The following is a 16,163-nucleotide window of genomic DNA, read 5'->3' on the forward strand; positions in this document are numbered from 1 at the left end:
GCCTCACGGTTCGCATCTCGTCCTGGATGGATTCGCCATGTCCCATGTCTTTGCCCGCCACACCGCCATGCGGCCGCCGCGCGCCGTCGCCGGTGACGGTTGCTACATCATCGACGAGACGGGCAAGCGTTACCTCGATGCCTCCGGTGGGGCGGCCGTCTCCTGCCTTGGCCATTCCGACAAGGCGGTCACCGATGCGGTGAAGACGCAACTCGACGCGATCGCCTTCGCCCATACCGGCTTCTTCACCAGCGGGCCGGCGGAAGATCTCGCCGACCTCCTGATCGCCCATGCACCGAAGGGGCTGGAGCGCGTCTACCTGGTGTCCGGCGGATCGGAGGCGACGGAAGCGGCAATCAAGCTGGCTCGCCAGTTCCATATCGAGAACGGCGAACCGAAGCGCGCCCGCATCATCGCGCGCCGCCAGAGCTATCACGGCAACACGCTCGGTGCCTTGTCCGCCGGCGGCAACATGTGGCGGCGCGAGCCTTTTGCCCCGCTGCTGGTCGACATGTCGCATATTGCTCCCTGCTACGCCTATCGCGGCATGACCGAGGGCGAGAGCGAGGAAGAGTACGGCCGCCGCGTTGCCGACGAACTGGAAACGGAGATCCAGGCGCAGGGACCGGAGACGGTTGCCGCCTTCATTGCCGAGCCGGTTGTCGGCGCGACGCTCGGCGCGGTTCCCGCCGTCAAGGGCTATTTCTCCCGCATCCGCGAGATCTGCGACCGGCACGGCGTGCTGCTCATCCTGGATGAGGTGATGTGCGGCATGGGTCGCACCGGCCATCTCTTCGCCTGCGAGGCGGACGGCGTTGCACCCGATATCCTGTGCATCGCCAAGGGATTGGGTGCCGGCTACCAACCGATCGGGGCGATGCTCGTCAGCGGCCGCATCTATTCGGCGATCGAAAGCGGTTCGGGCTTCTTCCAGCATGGCCACACCTATATCGGCCACCCGGCCGCCGCCGCCGCGGGTCTGGCTGTCGTAACCGCGCTGACCGGTCGGGGGCTGGTCGACCGCTCCAAGGCCATGGGCGAGGTGCTGAAAACCGCGCTTGTCGAGCGGTTCGGCCAGCATCCGCATGTCGGCGACATTCGCGGGCGCGGCCTGTTCCTCGGGCTCGAGCTGGTCGAGGACCGGGAAACGAAAGCAGCCTTCTCACCGGAGCGCCGGCTTCATGCGGTGTTGAAAAAGGCGGCGTTCCAGCGCGGCCTTGTCTGTTATCCGATGGGCGGCACGATTGACGGGCGCTCCGGCGATCATGTCCTGCTGGCGCCGCCTTTCATCCTCTCGGACGATCAGGTGGGAGAAATCGTCGACAAGCTCTCGGGCGCGCTCGACGATGCGCTGGCCGCCTGAGCCGGGCGACATCTTCCCGCCACCATTTGCGCAATGATGGCAGTTTGCCGCCGTTTTCATCCTTTTACCCGGACATGATGCCGAACCGGTTCGATGACGTATCTCTTTCCGCCCCCGACACGCTCCTGCGTGCGGTAGCGCTGCGCGTTGTCGTCACGATGGCACTCCTGGTCGCCGCCGCTTCGCACGCGGCCGTTGCCGAGACGCAAGGGGCCCTTCCCGCAGGCTGCGGCGTCGATACGCTGCCGGGGCGGGATCTCGAGACGCCGCTTGCGGTGGATGCGGATGATCCCGTGACAGTGCGCGCGGGCGATGGCCGGCTGTACCGGCAGGCGGATCTTGTGGCCGGCGAGGATGTGGTCCCTGCGACCCTGCCCGTGGCCCTCCGGTTCACCGGTCTTGCGGGTGGCCCGGACCGCTGGCAGCGGCACGAAGGACATCTGGTTGGCCCGGGGGGCCGCTGGCTTGCCCGGGATTTCGTCGGCCGGGGCGAGGCAATCGTATCGCCACGCCTTGCCAGTATCGATTGCCTGCGCGACCTCTTCGCGCTGGAGGCAGGGGTTCGGGCGCGCCGGATCGGCCTTTGGGCGAAAGAGCGGGTGTGGTCGGCCCACCGGCCGCAGGAGCTTGGAACGCGCGCCGGCCGCTTCACGCTGGTCTCGGGACGGGTCCTGTCGATCGGGGAGACCCGTTCGACGGTCTACCTCAACTTCGGGCATCGCTGGAGCCGCGACTTCACGGTGACGGTCCCGACCGATCAAAAGGCGGCATTCTCGGCCGCCGGACTTGACGTGACCTCCCTGGACGGGGCAGCTATTCGCGTGCGGGGGGTCGTCGAGTTGTCGGGCGGACCGAGCATGAAGCTCTTTCATCCCGCGCAGATCGAGCGGCTCGACAAGGATGGCACGCGCCGGTGAGCAGACTTCCGTCAACGGCCCGGTTTTCCGGGCAAGGCATGGTTCGGGGGAGTGGCGTGCGGGCGCTCGCTGCCGCGATGGCGCTCGTCTTCCTGTCCGCTTGCCAGTTTTCTGGGTCCTCGCCGATCGAGATCGGAACGCCGGCGCCGGGTAGCCTGCGGCCGGGGCTTTCATCCGATCTCGGGGCGCGTGAACATCCGCGCGTCGTTGCGACCTATGGCGGCGTTTACGAGGATCGCGGCGCGGAGCGCGCGGTTGCCCAGGTCGTCGGCCGGCTCGTCGAGGCTTCGGACGATCCTTCGCAAACCTATCGCATCACCATCCTGAACTCGCCTGCCGTGAACGCCTTCGCCCTTCCCGGCGGCTATCTCTACGTGACGCGCGGGCTCCTTGCCCTTGCCACGGACACGTCCGAAGTGGCTGCCGTCCTGGCCCATGAGATGGCGCATGTCACGGCAAGCCATGCGATCAAGCGCCAGCAGCGGGCCGAGGCGACGGAACTTGCCGGGCGGGTGCTCGGCAATGTGGTGCGCGATCCCGACCAGGCGCGTGCGGCGATCATTTCCTCGCAGCTCTCCTTCGCCCGCTTTTCACAGATCCAGGAACTGGAGGCCGATGCGGTCGGTGTGCGCACGCTGTCGCGCGCGCGCTACGATCCGTTCGCGGCCGCCCGTTTCCTCAACACGATGGGCCAGTTCGCGGCCTATCAGAGCGCGCAAGGGACGGCCAAGGGCGCGCCGGACTTCCTGTCGTCGCATCCCACCACGCCTGAACGCGTCCAGACGGCGGTGCGCGCCGCACGCCAGGCCGGCGCACCGGGCCTTGGCGAGCGCGACCGGGACGCGTATCTCACCAAGATCGACGGCATGCTGTTCGGCGACGATCCGCTGGAAGGCTATATCCGTGGCCGGTCGTTCCTGCACAAGGCGCTGGGCATCAGCTTCACCGCGCCGGCCGGGTTCATACTCGAAAACTCGCCCGAGGCGGTGCTCGCCAGCAATCCGAACGGTACGGCGCTGCGCTTCGACGGAGCCGACCTGACCGATTTCGCATCCCTGCGGGCCTACATGACCAGCGGCTGGATCAACGGCCTGATCGCCGACAGCGTGCGCGAGGAAACCGTCAACGGCTTGGCTGCGGTCACCGCTTCCGCCTTCACCGACGGCTGGTCGTTCCGGATCGCGGTCGTTCGCATCGGCCGCACGGGCTATCGTTTCATTTTCGCCTCGCGCGCCGGCGGTGCCGAGTTCACGCGCGACTACGAGGAGACGGTGAAGAGCTTCCGGCAGTTGACGCCGACCGAGATCGCGCGGCTCCGGCCGCTGCGGATCAAGGTGATCCGCGCCGACGAGGGCGACACGCCCGAACGGCTTGCCGTCGGCATGAGCGGCGTCGAGCCGGCCCGCCGGCTGGAGCTGTTCTCGATCCTCAACCAGACGCCGTCAGGTCAGGTCATTCCGGCCGGCACGCCGCTGAAGCTGGTGGTGGATTAGCCTGACGGCAGGCGCCGAGTTTCCTTGAGGATGCCGAGAATGGAACAGACCACCGGTGGATGCCTGTGCGGCAATGTCAGGCTTGTGGCTTCGGGCCGTCCCTATCGGGTCGGGGTATGCCACTGTCTCGACTGCCGCAAGCATCACGGAGCGCCCTTTCACGCCTCCGCCATATTTCCCCGGGATGCGGTCGAAATAGAAGGCGAAACAAAGGACTATCGCGGCCGCTTTTTCTGCCCGAACTGCGGCTCGACGGTCTTCGGCATGAGCGGCGACGAGGTCGAGGTCAATCTCGGGGCGCTGGACGCGCCCGACCGGTTCACGCCGACCTATGAATTGTGGACCGTGCGTCGCGAATCCTGGCTGCCACCGTTTCCGCTCGAGCGCCGCTACGAGCACGACCGCGATACCGACGACCGCCACGAGGACTAGCCAAACCTCGACCGCAGGCTTCTGGTTTCAGGGGCGGCGTATGCCGGCGCTTGCGTCTATCCGCCGTCGACCTTGCGATAGGGTTGCTGCTGGTAGCCGGTGAGATAGGCGAGCGAGCCAAGGCCTGAGGCGAGTTGCTTGGCCGCCTTGAACGCCTGACGGCGGCCGCGTTCCGGCGAAACCACGAAGACGGCGCTCATCGGAAGCTGCAGGAAGAGACCGTCGGCGATGCGGCCGACCCCTTTCAGGAAGCTGCGCAGGGCCGCTTTCGGCTTGCCGGCGCGCTTCTCATGGAGGCGCGAGATGTTGCCGGCGACGCGGAAGGTGCGGTTGAGCTGCCAGGCAAGCCGCGTGCGGTTGACCGGCACCAGTTCCTCGACGATGGCCTCCGCGATCCAGACGATGCGCCCGCCCGCATCATGCACGCGGGTGAAGAAATCCGTATCGCTGCCACCGGTAAAGCGCATCGAACCGTCGAAATGCAGGCCGAGCCCGCCAGTGCCGGGATCCCGAAAGATCTTCGTGTCGACCAGGGTGTTGTGGCCTTCCGCCTTGGAAAGCACGGTGCCGGTCGGCCGCTTGTTGACCTGCCTGGGCACCATCCAGGTCGGCGTCTCCGGCGGATATGTGTAGATGACGCGGCCATAATGGACCTCGGCCGGGTACTGCCGGGTCGCCTCGATCATGGTGGCGAGCCAGCCCGGGTGGGCGATCTCGTCATCGTCGATATAGAGAACCCGGTCGAAACCTTCGGCGGCGGCAAACACGCCGCAGCGGTCGCGGGCGAAGGGAATGCCGAGTTCCGGCTCGAGCACGTAGTGGATGGTCCAGCCGGTCTGCGCGGCGACCTCCAGGGCGATCGGGCGCGAGACGTCCCTGTCATGGTTCTCGACGACCACGATCTCCGCCGAAACGCCGTCCGGCACCGCCTGCGCGCACACCGAGGCGAGGCAGGCCCGCAGCAGTCTGGGCCGTTCCCTTGTGCAGATCGCGATGCAGAGTCTCATGGGCGTGCGGGTCCCGGGTGTCTTTCGCTGGCACCGCAGTAGCGGTTTCTCACAGGAGAATCCAGCCGGAGGGGAAGAGTTCGTCGACATAGGTATGGCGCAGCTCGTCGCGGGCGAACCACTGGCGCGGCGCGATCACATGCCGATCCGGGTTGCGGCCGAGCCAGGCGCCCCACCAGCTGAAGCTCGAATTGGCGGTCACATGATGGGCGCAGCGGCTCATCAGAAAAAGGTCCTGCTCGCGGCTCTGACCCTCGACCAGCGTGCGGTTCGGCCAGTCGGCAGTGAGCTCCGCAGCCGCGGCGATATCGTCGGAAAAGACCAGCCAGTTCGCATCCGGAACGAGCTGCCGCATCAGCGCGGCGGCGCGCCGGTAATGCTCCGCACCGAGCACCCCGTGGATCGAGGTCGTGCGTGCGTTGCTGGCATAGTCGCCGCGGCGCACATGCAGCGAGATGCTTGCAGGCGCCTCGGCCAGTGCAAGGCGCTGCGGGTCGATGGTTGACGCAACGTGATCGAGCGAGAAAAGCGAGCGGATCTCCTTGCTGCACTCGGCGAAGAACTGTTCCGACTGGAAGTAGCCGGCGAGATATGTGCCTGCTTCCAGCGTCGGGAATTCGTCGGCGTGGCAGAAATTCTTCTGGAACCAGACCGGTCCGGGCCACAGGCGATGCCGCTTCTTGCCCCGTGTTCTGCCTTTCTCTCCCGCAAGGCCGAGAAGGCGTGCGCGCAGGCCGGTGGTGTCGGGGCGCCAGATTTCCGGTTCGGCGCCGAAAATGTCGAGGCCAAGGGCGGCGTGATCGAAATCCATGTCCAGGGGGTCGATCAGCAGCCGCGTTCCGAGCCGCCGCGCCAGCGCGTGGCCGGCGGCGTACTGGAACATCTGGTTGCCGAGCCCGCCCCAGATGCGCATGCACACAGGTGCGGCTTCCCGCAGCCTGCCGGTTTCTGCCTGCCGTGTGTTCACGCAGAGATCGCCCCCGAACGATTTTCAGATCTCCGACCTTGTTAGTCGGCATCGCGAGCCGGAACAAGCATGGCCTTGTCTCCCGCGTCGACCCGCCCGCCGGGCGCACCGGCCGCGATGGGATACCGCAGGCTCATGACTTTGGGCGCGCGGGCAGCTAAAAGGCGGACAAGCTGCCCCTTGCCGAGGTTTCGGGGCCGGCCCCACAGACCCCAAACCGGATTGCCTGCCATGACGACAGACCAGATCACCCCGTTTCTCGGCAAGTGGATCCTCGATCTCGACGAGAGCGAGTTCGACCAGAGCGACCTTCCGCGCGCCGCGACCTGCACCATCGAGGAGGAGTTCGGCCTCGTGACGATCCGCATGTCGATCATTTCCGCCGAGGGCGAGGAGATTGGCGGCGAGATCACCGGCGTGCCGGGCAAGGCGGGGCAGCGCCTTTCCGAAAGCGGGCTGGCCGACCGGCTCCTGCTGTTCTTCGAGGACGAGCGGACGCTGACATCGGAGGCCAGGCGCGGCGAGGTGACCCTGATGAGCGCCCGGCGGCGGCTGTCGGAGGATGGACACAGCATGGAGATCGAACAGACCGTTGCGGTGCCCGGACAAGGACCCGTGGTCAACACGGGGATGTATCGCCGGGCGCAGTAGCACAGCGGCCCGGTTCCCCCTGCCCGGCTCCGCCGGGTCAGATCAGCCCGGGCCACCGCATCAGGACCAGCACGCCGGCCCATGTGATGAGCGAGACGATGCCGGCGGTGCGAAAACGCGAGATGGTGCCGCGCGAATCGACCTGGTCAAGCAACCGCCAGGCCGGCACCAGCCGCAACAGCAGCGCGTTGAGGCCGGCAATCAGGATCAACGCGCCTTTCAGCTGAAAGGCCGGATCGGCGGCGATGGCAAAGGGGCGCTGCGACATCAGCGCGACGCCGCTTGCGAACGCCAGCACAAGGCCGAGAAGCGCCGTCTGGCCGAGCACGCGGGCGAGATCGGCAAGCACCGTGTTGCGCCAGAAGCCGATCAGCCGGAGATTGAGCGGCAGCAGCGCCCCGACAAGCACGAGGGTACCGGCAAGATGGCAGGCGGCGGCGATCTCGCGCGCCTGCGCTGAGGTTGCCATCGTCCGCGCCAGTTGCGACTGGCCCAGGTAATCGAGGAGCGGAGTGAAATCCGGCATGAGATCGGGTCCGGTTCTTGAAATGCGGTCCTCCCGTTGCATAGCCTGATTCTCGCGCAGGCGGGGGATCGGGGCGCTTTCCCGCCTTCCCGGGTGGATTTATCTTGCAACCTGTGGCGGCCCGATTATCTCTCGGACAAGCCCTGATCGATTGAAATCGCCGCTGCCGGATTCTCCGGCCGGCCCCTGCCCGGATCCGTCAGATGGACATTCTTCCCTATGTGCGCCCCGGAGACGAGCTTGCCGCGACGCGGATCTATGCCGATGCCCTGATCCAGAAGCTGCGCCCGTTTTTCGGCACCGTCGAGGCCGCGACCTCCTTTCTGGCACCGCACATGCGCCGTGACAGGGGCATCTCGGCCATCCTTGGCGGGCGCATTGTCGGCATTGCCGGCTATCGGCTGGACGGGACCGGCCTGTTCGAGCCGAAGTGGCGTCATTTCCGCCAGAGATTCGGTTTCCTTGGCACGGCGATCCGCATGGCCGGCCTTGCGTTTCTCGACAAGACAGATGAGGACGGCGTGTTGTCGATGGATGGTATCGCGGTGTCCGGGGAGGCGCGCGGCAAGGGAGCCGGCACGGCGCTGCTCGACGAGATCGCCGAAGTCGCCCGGCGGGCCGGCAAGCGCGCCGTCCGGCTTGACGTGATCGACACCAACCCCCGGGCCCGCGCGCTGTACGAGCGCAGCGGTTTCGTCCCGGAAAAGCGGCGCGAGCTCGGCTTTCTGGCTCCGGTGTTCGGGTTTTCGGCAGCCACCGTCATGTGCCGCCGGGTGGATGCCGGATCGGGTCCGGCATGAGCGCAACGTCCGGCGAGGCCGGGCAATCCGGCGACACCAAGGCCGCTGATCTCGCCGGGGTGACGTCTCCGGTCCCCGAGCGCCCCTCCGCTCCGGAGGTCGCCGATCATGTGGAGGGGGCGCCGCGCGAGCTCGACCGGCTCTCGATGGCCGTCGTCCTTGCGATGGTCTCCGTGTTCGGCCTTGCCCAGGGACTGACCTACCCGCTCCTGTCCTTCATCCTCGAGCGGCAGGGCACGCCGGCCTGGCTGATCGGCATGAACGCCGCGATGATGGCGCTGGGCCTGATTTTCTCGGCGCCGTTGGTGCCGCAACTTGCCTTGCGTTTCGGCGCCGCAAGGCTTGCCATCGCCTCGGCACTGCTGCTGGCGGTCCTGTTCGCGCTGATCGGCACGGTCCAGTCGTTGTGGCTCTGGTTTCCGGCCCGTTTCCTGCTCGGCGCCGGCATCAACGGCCTTTACATCGCCAGCGAGACCTGGGTGAACCAGCTTGCGCCCGACCGCATTCGCGGCCGCTTGCTGGGCCTCTATGCGACGGCGCTTGCCGGCGGCTTCGCGCTCGGTCCGGCAACGCTTGCCGTAACCGGCACACAGACGCTGGCCCCCTTCTTCCTGTGCATTGGCGTGACGCTTGTCTGCGCTGGGCTGATCGCCGCCATCCGTCACCGGCTGCCGACCTTCGCCGCCGGCGAGAGCGGCTCGATCCGGGCCGTGGCGCCGCTCATCCCCTTTCTGCTGGCGGTGACGGCGGTCGCCGCCGCCTTCGACCAGGCGATATTGACACTGCTTCCCGTCTACGGGCTCGGCCATGGCCTCAGCGAGGCGGCGATCGCGACCGCCCTTGCCGTCCTGATCGTCGGCAACATCCTCTTTCAGGTGCCGATCGGCACGCTTGCCGACCGCTGGGGCCCGCGCCGGGTGATGGTTGTCCTGTGCCTGTTGACGATCTTCGGCGCGGCGTTGCTGCCGGCGCTTGTCGACACGCGCTGGCCGCTCTGGGCGATGCTTTTCATCTGGGGCTCGTCCGCCTATGGCGTCTACACGATCGCGCTGATGGAGCTCGGCCGGCGCTTTTCGGGTGCCATGCTGATTGCGGGCAATGCCGGCTTCGCCGCGATGTGGGGCGTTGGCGGGTTTCTCGGCCCGGCGCTTTCGGGTCTGGCGATGGACATGATCGGTGCCTTCGGCCTGCCGTTGCTGCTCGGCTCCGTCTATGTGGTGCTGCTCGTCCTCACACTCGCGCGCCGGTCCGCCTGACACCGTTGCGACGGCGCCAGGCAGGCGGCTCTGGGGGCGCGCCAGGCCCGTCAGTGGCCGGCGGCGAGCGATCCCTGGCGGCGCGGATCGGAGGCACCGGCAAGCCCGCCCTCCACCGCCATGATCGACTGGGTCGATCCCATCGTCGCCTTTTCGGCGATCTCGTGCCCGTATCCACGCAGGATCGCCAGCGTGTCTGGCGAAAATCCCTCCTCGATGCGGATCTCGTCGGGCAGCCACTGGTGGTGCATGCGCGGGGCGCTTGTCGCCTCGGCCACGTTCATCCCGTGATCGACCACGTTGAGAATGACCTGCAGAACCGTGGTGATGATGCGGCTGCCGCCCGGCGACCCGGTCGCCAGCACCAGTTTTCCGTCCTTGAACATGAGCGTCGGGCTCATCGAGGAAAGCGGCCGCTTGCGCGGGGCGACCGCGTTGGCGTCGCCGCCGATCAGCCCGTAGGCATTGGGCACGCCGGGCTTTGCGGAAAAATCGTCGAGCTCGTTGTTGAGCAACACGCCGGTGTCGCCGGCCATCATGCCGACACCGTAGGAAAAGTTCAGCGTGTAGGTGTTGGAGACGGCGTTGCCCTCACCGTCGACGACGGAATAGTGAGTGGTCTCTTCGCTCTCGTAAGGTGCCGGCTTGCCTGGCGCGATCTTCTCCGCCGGCGCGGCGCGCCGGGGGTCGAAATCGGCCATGCGTGCGGCCGCATAGGCTTTCGAGGTCAGGCCCTTGACCGGGATGTCGACGAAGTCCGGGTCGCCGAGAAACTCGGAGCGATCCGCATAGGCGCGCTTCATCGCCTCGGCCATCACATGCAGGGTCGCGGCGGAGCCCGCTCCCGAGGCGGTCAGGTCGAATGGCTCCAGCATGTTGAGGATCTCGACGATATGCACCCCGCCGGAGGACGGCGGCGGCATCGAGGTGACCTCATAGCCCCGGTAGGTGCCGGTGACAGGTGTGCGCCACTTCGCTTCGTAGGCGGCGAGATCGTCCGTGGTCATGCCGCCGCCGGCCGCCTGGACGCGGGCGGCGATCTTCTGTGCCACCTCGCCCTTGTAGAAACCGTCGGGCCCCTCCTCTGCGATCCGGCGAAGCGTTGCGGCAAGCTGCGGCTGGCGCAGGATCTCGCCCGGCTCGTAAAAATTGCCGTCCGCCTTGTAGAAGGTCGCAAGGGCGTCCGGATCCTTCGACAGGCGCGTGAAGGACTGCTTGAGCGAACCGGCAAGATCGTCGGAAACCGGGAAGCCGTCTTCGGCGAGACGGATCGCGGGTGCGATCAGGTCGGCAAAGGCGAGCGTCTTGCCGCCGAAGCGCTGATGGGCGGCGTACAGGCCGGCGACCGTTCCCGGCACGCCGATGCCGAGGCCCGAATAGCGTGATTTCTCCGGATCGGCATTGCCGTCCGCGTCGAGGAACATGTCGCGTTCGGCGGCGGATGGTGCCAGTTCCCGATAGTCGAGCGCCAGCGTCTCGCCGCTATCCGCCAGATGTACGAGCATGAAGCCGCCACCGCCGAGATTGCCGGCGCGCGGCAGCGTCACGGCGAGCGCGAAGCCGACAGCGACTGCTGCATCGACCGCGTTGCCGCCGGCGGCAAGGATGTTGCGACCGACGCCGGTTGCCAGCGCCTCCTGGCTCGCGACCATGCCATTGCGGGCCAGAACCGGGTGGAAACGGTCGGAGCCGGACAGGATCGGCGCCGGGGCTGCGTCCTGAGCGCTGGAGGGAACCGCACTCGGACCGATCGCAACGCATGCCGCCAGCGCAATGCCGGCGATCCTGCCGGTTCCGTTTGTGAATGCCCGCATTTTCGCTCTCCAGGAGAAGTAAGGGAAACAACAGTCTGTCGCCAAAAGCGGCAGCCCGCTACCCTTGGCAATTCCCCGGTTGGCAGTTCCCTTGGGGCAGCCCCGGGGGTCTGGTGGAGGCAACGGAGGTGGAGACGATGGTGACGGAAGAACGCATCATGCGGCGGCGCTGGCTTCGAACGACGGCCTTCATTGCAATTCTTGCCAGTTGCGCAACGGGAGTGCCGGTCGCCGCAGCGGATTCCGGTGCCGGGCTCGAACTCGCCAGGACCTGGTGCGCGGCCTGTCATCTGGTGGAAGACGGGCAGACGCGCGCCAACGCGGCCACCGCGTCCTTCGCGGAAGTCGCCGGTGATCCGGCCTTCGATCCGGCACGGCTGGCGGCGTTTCTTGCCGCGCCGCATCCGAAGATGCCGGACATGTCGCTCAGCCGGCAGGAGATTGCCGATATCGGCGCCTATATCGCCGGCCTGCGGAAATAGGCCGGGCACAAACGCAAGACGCGGCCGTTTCCGGCCGCGTCATGGTGTTTCGTGTGGCTGCTCCTGCGCCTGCCTGCGTGGATCAGGCGGCGGCCTTCTTCGGCGTGATGAGCCCGCGATTGACCAGCACTTCGGCGATCTGGACGGCGTTCAGCGCCGCGCCCTTGCGCAGGTTGTCGGCCACGACCCACAGGTTGAGACCGTTCTCGATCGTCGCGTCCTCGCGGATGCGGCTGACATAGGTCGCATCCTCGCCGGCGCTCTCGTACGGCGTGACGTAGCCGCCATCCTCGTGCTTGTCGACGACCAGAACGCCCGGCGCCTCGCGCAGGATGTCGCGGGCCTCCTCGGCCGAGATCGGCTTCTCGAACTCGATGTTGACGCTTTCCGAATGGCCGATGAAGACCGGAACGCGCACGGCGGTGCAGGTCACCTTGATCTTCGGGTCGAGCATCTTCTTGGTCTCGGCCAGGACCTTCCACTCTTCCTTCGTGTAGCCGTCTTCCATGAATGCATCGATATGCGGGATGACGTTGAAGGCGATCCGCTTGGTGAACTTCTCCGGCGTGATCGGGTCGTTGACGAAGACGGCGCGGGTCTGGTTGAACAGCTCGTCCATGGCCTCCTTGCCGCCGCCGGACACCGACTGGTAGGTCGACACCACGACGCGCTTGATGATCGCCGCGTCGTGCAGCGGCTTCAGCGCCACGACGAGCTGTGCGGTCGAGCAGTTCGGGTTGGCGATGATGTTCTTCCTGGTGAAGCCGGTGATGGCATCGGCATTCACTTCCGGAACGATCAGCGGCACGTCCGCGTCGTAGCGCCAGGCGGAGGAGTTGTCGATGACGACGCAGCCCTTGGCGGCGATCTTCGGCGACCATTCGCGCGACACGTCGCCGCCGGCGGACATCAGGCAGATATCGACATCGGAAAAGTCGTAATGGTCGATCGCCTGGCAGGTCAGCGTGCGGTCGCCGAAGGACACGTCGATGCCCTGCGAGCGCCGCGAGGCGACGGCCACGACTTCACGCGCGGGAAAGCCGCGTTCCTCGAGAATGTCGAGCATTTCGCGGCCGACATTGCCGGTCGCTCCGACAATCGCAATCTTGTATGCCATTGGTTTCATTCCTCTCTGGCCGCTCCCCGCGAACCCGGGCCGCGATGTGCGCGAAGCCTCGGGCTCTTCCGGTCCCCATCCAACCCGGGGGAGCGCGGGTCGAGAGGGCCGTCAGGCGGTCGTTTTGCGGGTCGTCGTCGTCGTGCCGGCGCGCATGCCGTCGTTCGCGGCTTTCGTCGCGGTGAACGGGGCAACAGGGGCGAAACGCGGCTTCGACATGGGATCCTTCAGGGTCCAAAACGGCTGTCCACCATGGTGGACGCAGACTAGATGCCGCCACGCGCGCGCAATGTCAACACGACGATGAAGGCAAGCGGTCCGAAACCCGGCGTCATGGGCGACCGGTGTCGGGCGCAGTGTCGGTGGCGGCGCCCGTTGGCGTGCCTGTGTCGTCGAGGCGGAAGCGCAAGAACAGCGTGCGTTGCAGGATCGAGCGATTGTCGTCGGAAATCAGGCTGACGATGGTTTCGCCGGCCTTGTTCACGTGCACGGAGACCCCTTCCATGTTGTCGATCTGCTCGGCAAAGCCGGCCTCCATCAGAACATGGCCGGTGACCAGTGCGCCGGGGGCGATCTCGGCCGCCGGCAGCAGTCTGAGGCGCATGCCGATGCCGTGGCGAAGGGTGAAGCGCCGTTCCAGCAGCAACAGGTCGCCATCGGGCAGGAAGCTTGCATCGGTGGCGTCATAGGAGTCCTGGCGGACCACGGTGAAGGTGCCGGGCGTGGCACCGCCGATCAGGAAGCCCGGCAGGTCGGAATTGAAGCCCGGTCCGCGTTCGGCGATGACGACGAGACTTCCCTCAAGCGGACCTGAATTGGCGAAGGCGACCGCTTCCATGCCCTTGTTGTGGCGAAGCTGCTTGATGCCGGCCGGCAGGTCGAGCGCGGTGCCCGCCGCCGACAGGTCAAGCGGCCAGGGAAAGGCATAGATGTTGTGATCGCGTTCGGTCGCGACGAACAGGGTTCCGCTGCCACCAACCCCGTCGAGACGCAGGGCGAGCGCTTCCGCATCGCCCCGTCCGCGATCGAGCAGGGCCCGGCCGCCGGGACCCAGAACCGGCGCGACCGTTGCGTTGGCGATGGCCAGAGGCCGCCCGTCCGGCGCGCTTTCGATGTCCGCCGTCAGCCACAGGCCGTTATCGGCGACGGCCACGATGCGGTCGCCGTCCGGGCTGACGACCAGACCGGACAGACCGCCCATGTGCCGGTTGCCGGCCAGCAGTTCCAGTCCTCCGAGAAAGGTCAGGCTGCCGAAACGGGTCTGTTCGGGCCGGCCGATCCGGAAATGTGCGATCGGCTTGCTGCTGATCGTGACGGACTGGACCGGGATCTCGGCGCGGGCCGTTGCCGGCAGCGTGGCGGCAAGGGCTGCCGCCACGGCGAGGGCGCCGGCGGCGAGGTGCCGGCGCCAGGCCGCCAGGGGGAGCGGTCGGGACATGGCCTCAGCGCGTCGCCCGGCGGCGACCGCGCCTGTTCGCGGGCATCGTCGCCTGGTCGTCGAAGAGATCGGCGAGCTGGTCGGTCATGGCGCCGGCAAGCTCCTCGGCGTCGACGATGGTCACCGCGCGGCTGTAGTAGCGGGTAACGTCATGGCCGATGCCGATGGCGATCAGCTCGACCGGCGAGCGGGTCTCGATCTCCTCGATGATGTAGCGCAGGTGCCGTTCCAGATAGTTGCCCGGATTGACCGACAGGGTGCAGTCGTCGACCGGCGCGCCGTCGGAGATCATCATCAGGATCTTGCGCTGCTCCGGCCGTCCGAGCAGGCGCTTGTGGGCCCAGTCGAGCGCCTCGCCGTCGATGTTCTCCTTCAGCAGGCCCTCGCGCATCATCAGGCCGAGATTGCGCCGGGCCCGGCGCCAGGGCGCGTCGGCGGACTTGTAGATGATGTGGCGCAGGTCGTTGAGCCGTCCCGGCTGGGCCGGCTTGCCGGCGGCGAGCCATGCCTCCCGCGACTGCCCGCCCTTCCAGGCCCGGGTCGTGAAGCCGAGGATCTCGACCTTGACGCCGCAGCGCTCCAGCGTGCGGGCGAGAATGTCGGCACAGGTGGCCGCGACGGTGATCGGCCGGCCGCGCATCGAGCCGGAATTGTCGAGCAGCAGGGTCACCACCGTGTCGCGGAAATTGATGTCGCTCTCCTGCTTGAAGGCGAGCGGCTGCATCGGGTCGGTGACGACGCGCGTCAGGCGTGCCGTGTCGAGCTGGCCCTCCTCCAGGTCGAAGGACCAGGAGCGGTTCTGCTGTGCCAGGAGCTTGCGCTGCAGGCGGTTGGCGAGGCGGGCCACCGCGCCCTGCAGGTTGACGAGCTGCTTGTCGAGATGGCCGCGCAGCCGGTCGAGTTCGGCCATGTCGCAGAGCTCTTCCGCCGGCACCATCTCGTCGAAGCGGGTGGAAAACACCTTGTAGTCGGATGTCGGGGCCTGATTGGAAAAGGGCAGTTCGCGGCGCTGGCTTTCGCCCGGCTCTTCCGCCTGGTCGGCGCTGTCGTCGTCGGAAAGTTCCTCCAGGTCGCCCTCAAGGCCCTCGCTCTCGCCGGCGTCCATCTCCTCGCCGGAGCGCTCCATCTCCTGCGGGGCGCCCTCCTCCTCGCCGGCATCGTCCTCGCCCTCGGCCGAGGTCTCGCCGCGCTCGTTGCGGCCTTCGCTGTCGTCCTCGCCGTCGTCCTGTTCGTCGTTCTCCTGGCCGAAATCCTCGTCCATCTCGAGCGAGGAGAGAACGGTGCGGACATGGCGTGCGAAGTCCTGCTGGTCCTCGATCCGGCCGGCAAGGTCGTCAAGCGCGCCGCCGGCCTTGTCCTCGATCCAGTCGCGCCACTGGGAGATCATCGGTGCGGCGCTTTTCGGCGCCGGCGTGCCGGTCAGCCGCTCGCGGACCATGTAGGCGATCGCCTCCTCGAGCGGGGCGTCCTCGCGGCTCGCCCCATCCGCATAGGCGGCCTTGCGGCAACGCTCCTCCAGCATGGCCGACAGGTTGTCGGCAACGCCCGGCATGCGGTTGGCGCCAACGGCCTCGCAGCGCGCCTGCTCGACGGCGTCGAAGATGGCGCGCGCGGTCTCGCTCTGCGGCACCAGCTTGCGGTGCAGCGCCGGATCGTGGCAGGCGAGCTTCAGGGCCATCGCGTCGGCGATGCCGCGGGTGACCGCGATCTCCCCTTCGGTGAGCCGGCGCGAGGGTTCGGGCAGCCGGGCCGTGTGTCCGGAGAGCGACGGCCGGTCGGAGGAAAAGAGCACCTCGAGCTCGGGATCGGCGGCGATGGCACGCATCGTGTCGCCGATCGCCCGCTTCAGCGGCTCGCTCGTCGGCTTGCTCTTTTCTGTTGGCGGATTGCGCATTTCGAT

The 16,163-nt window shown here is 67.2% G+C and carries 15 protein-coding genes; 8 read left to right on the forward strand and 7 right to left on the reverse strand.

Translation table 11 applies throughout. The features are described 5' to 3' along the window. Positions 1–37 precede the first annotated feature (37 nt). From ACN0T5_RS02660 to ACN0T5_RS02675, 4 genes are all read left to right on the forward strand, one after another. Positions 38–1,363, forward strand: coding sequence for an aspartate aminotransferase family protein (locus ACN0T5_RS02660; RefSeq protein WP_417767068.1), 1,326 nt, complete (start codon positions 38–40; stop codon positions 1,361–1,363). 77 nt (positions 1,364–1,440) lie between these two features. After that, the gene (locus tag ACN0T5_RS02665) at positions 1,441–2,280 is read left to right on the forward strand and encodes a hypothetical protein (protein ID WP_417767069.1); all 840 of its coding nucleotides are present in this window, start codon (positions 1,441–1,443) and stop codon (positions 2,278–2,280) included. 38 nt (positions 2,281–2,318) lie between these two features. Next, on the forward strand, positions 2,319–3,773 hold the full coding sequence (locus ACN0T5_RS02670) for a M48 family metalloprotease (protein ID WP_417767070.1): 1,455 nt from the start codon (positions 2,319–2,321) through the stop codon (positions 3,771–3,773). 39 nt (positions 3,774–3,812) lie between these two features. Then, positions 3,813–4,205, forward strand: a complete 393-nt coding sequence (locus ACN0T5_RS02675) for a GFA family protein (protein ID WP_417767071.1) — start codon at positions 3,813–3,815, stop codon at positions 4,203–4,205. A 56-nt stretch (positions 4,206–4,261) separates the two neighbouring features. On the opposite strand, the gene ACN0T5_RS02680 is transcribed toward ACN0T5_RS02675, so the two are convergent. After that, on the reverse strand, positions 4,262–5,212 hold the full coding sequence (locus ACN0T5_RS02680; RefSeq protein ID WP_417767072.1) for a glycosyltransferase family 2 protein: 951 nt from the start codon (positions 5,210–5,212) through the stop codon (positions 4,262–4,264). Positions 5,213–5,261: 49 nt separating this feature from the next. Next, entirely contained in the window at positions 5,262–6,125 is an 864-nt protein-coding gene (locus ACN0T5_RS02685) for an alpha-1,2-fucosyltransferase (RefSeq protein WP_417767073.1), read from the reverse strand. Between the two features lie 285 nt (positions 6,126–6,410). On the opposite strand from ACN0T5_RS02685, the gene ACN0T5_RS02690 reads away from it, so the two are divergent. Further along, complete coding sequence (locus tag ACN0T5_RS02690; protein WP_417767074.1) at positions 6,411–6,830, forward strand: hypothetical protein; 420 nt, start codon at positions 6,411–6,413, stop codon at positions 6,828–6,830. Between the two features lie 37 nt (positions 6,831–6,867). Here ACN0T5_RS02690 and ACN0T5_RS02695 read toward each other — a convergent pair whose 3' ends face one another. Then, the gene (locus tag ACN0T5_RS02695) at positions 6,868–7,356 is read right to left on the reverse strand and encodes a hypothetical protein (RefSeq protein WP_417767075.1); all 489 of its coding nucleotides are present in this window, start codon (positions 7,354–7,356) and stop codon (positions 6,868–6,870) included. Between the two features lie 203 nt (positions 7,357–7,559). On the opposite strand from ACN0T5_RS02695, the gene ACN0T5_RS02700 reads away from it, so the two are divergent. Together ACN0T5_RS02700 and ACN0T5_RS02705 are read left to right on the forward strand one after the other, a co-directional pair. Next, complete coding sequence (locus ACN0T5_RS02700) at positions 7,560–8,156, forward strand: GNAT family N-acetyltransferase (RefSeq protein WP_417767076.1); 597 nt, start codon at positions 7,560–7,562, stop codon at positions 8,154–8,156. Next, positions 8,153–9,412: an MFS transporter gene (locus ACN0T5_RS02705; protein ID WP_417767077.1), complete on the forward strand. Its 1,260-nt coding sequence runs from the start codon at positions 8,153–8,155 to the stop codon at positions 9,410–9,412. The genes ACN0T5_RS02700 and ACN0T5_RS02705 overlap by 4 nt, the downstream gene beginning before the upstream one ends. A gap of 50 nt (positions 9,413–9,462) precedes the next feature. On the opposite strand, the gene ggt is transcribed toward ACN0T5_RS02705, so the two are convergent. Beyond that, positions 9,463–11,226, reverse strand: a complete 1,764-nt coding sequence (gene ggt, locus ACN0T5_RS02710; protein WP_417767078.1) for a gamma-glutamyltransferase — start codon at positions 11,224–11,226, stop codon at positions 9,463–9,465. Positions 11,227–11,363: 137 nt separating this feature from the next. On the opposite strand from ggt, the gene ACN0T5_RS02715 reads away from it, so the two are divergent. Continuing rightward, positions 11,364–11,708, forward strand: a complete 345-nt coding sequence (locus ACN0T5_RS02715) for a c-type cytochrome (protein WP_417767079.1) — start codon at positions 11,364–11,366, stop codon at positions 11,706–11,708. Positions 11,709–11,790: 82 nt separating this feature from the next. Here the strand turns inward: ACN0T5_RS02715 and ACN0T5_RS02720 are convergent, their stop codons facing one another. From ACN0T5_RS02720 to cobT, 3 genes are all read right to left on the reverse strand, one after another. Further along, positions 11,791–12,825: an aspartate-semialdehyde dehydrogenase gene (locus tag ACN0T5_RS02720; RefSeq protein WP_417767080.1), complete on the reverse strand. Its 1,035-nt coding sequence runs from the start codon at positions 12,823–12,825 to the stop codon at positions 11,791–11,793. A gap of 331 nt (positions 12,826–13,156) precedes the next feature. Further along, positions 13,157–14,263, reverse strand: a complete 1,107-nt coding sequence (locus ACN0T5_RS02725; RefSeq protein ID WP_417767081.1) for an esterase-like activity of phytase family protein — start codon at positions 14,261–14,263, stop codon at positions 13,157–13,159. Positions 14,264–14,267: 4 nt separating this feature from the next. Next, a complete protein-coding gene (gene cobT / locus ACN0T5_RS02730) occupies positions 14,268–16,157 on the reverse strand; it encodes a cobaltochelatase subunit CobT (RefSeq protein WP_417767082.1) in 1,890 nt (629 codons plus the stop codon). Positions 16,158–16,163 lie beyond the last annotated feature (6 nt).

The sequence above is a fragment of the Stappia sp. genome, assembly GCF_048261845.1.
GTDB lineage: Bacteria > Pseudomonadota > Alphaproteobacteria > Rhizobiales > Stappiaceae > Stappia.

What these genes read in the sequence shown, in the direction of transcription:
- ACN0T5_RS02705 (WP_417767077.1), top strand. Translation starts at nt 8,153, where the DNA reads ATGAGCGCAACGTCCGGCGAGGCCGGGCAATCCGGCGACACCAAGGCC.
- cobT (WP_417767082.1), bottom strand. Translation starts at nt 16,157, where the DNA reads ATGCGCAATCCGCCAACAGAAAAGAGCAAGCCGACGAGCGAGCCGCTG.
- ACN0T5_RS02720 (WP_417767080.1), bottom strand. Translation starts at nt 12,825, where the DNA reads ATGGCATACAAGATTGCGATTGTCGGAGCGACCGGCAATGTCGGCCGC.
- ACN0T5_RS02675 (WP_417767071.1), top strand. Translation starts at nt 3,813, where the DNA reads ATGGAACAGACCACCGGTGGATGCCTGTGCGGCAATGTCAGGCTTGTG.
- ACN0T5_RS02725 (WP_417767081.1), bottom strand. Translation starts at nt 14,263, where the DNA reads ATGTCCCGACCGCTCCCCCTGGCGGCCTGGCGCCGGCACCTCGCCGCC.
- ACN0T5_RS02660 (WP_417767068.1), top strand. Translation starts at nt 38, where the DNA reads ATGTCCCATGTCTTTGCCCGCCACACCGCCATGCGGCCGCCGCGCGCC.
- ACN0T5_RS02680 (WP_417767072.1), bottom strand. Translation starts at nt 5,212, where the DNA reads ATGAGACTCTGCATCGCGATCTGCACAAGGGAACGGCCCAGACTGCTG.
- ggt (WP_417767078.1), bottom strand. Translation starts at nt 11,226, where the DNA reads ATGCGGGCATTCACAAACGGAACCGGCAGGATCGCCGGCATTGCGCTG.
- ACN0T5_RS02670 (WP_417767070.1), top strand. Translation starts at nt 2,319, where the DNA reads ATGGTTCGGGGGAGTGGCGTGCGGGCGCTCGCTGCCGCGATGGCGCTC.
- ACN0T5_RS02665 (WP_417767069.1), top strand. Translation starts at nt 1,441, where the DNA reads ATGCCGAACCGGTTCGATGACGTATCTCTTTCCGCCCCCGACACGCTC.
- ACN0T5_RS02685 (WP_417767073.1), bottom strand. Translation starts at nt 6,125, where the DNA reads ATGCGCATCTGGGGCGGGCTCGGCAACCAGATGTTCCAGTACGCCGCC.
- ACN0T5_RS02690 (WP_417767074.1), top strand. Translation starts at nt 6,411, where the DNA reads ATGACGACAGACCAGATCACCCCGTTTCTCGGCAAGTGGATCCTCGAT.
- ACN0T5_RS02700 (WP_417767076.1), top strand. Translation starts at nt 7,560, where the DNA reads ATGGACATTCTTCCCTATGTGCGCCCCGGAGACGAGCTTGCCGCGACG.
- ACN0T5_RS02695 (WP_417767075.1), bottom strand. Translation starts at nt 7,356, where the DNA reads ATGCCGGATTTCACTCCGCTCCTCGATTACCTGGGCCAGTCGCAACTG.
- ACN0T5_RS02715 (WP_417767079.1), top strand. Translation starts at nt 11,364, where the DNA reads ATGGTGACGGAAGAACGCATCATGCGGCGGCGCTGGCTTCGAACGACG.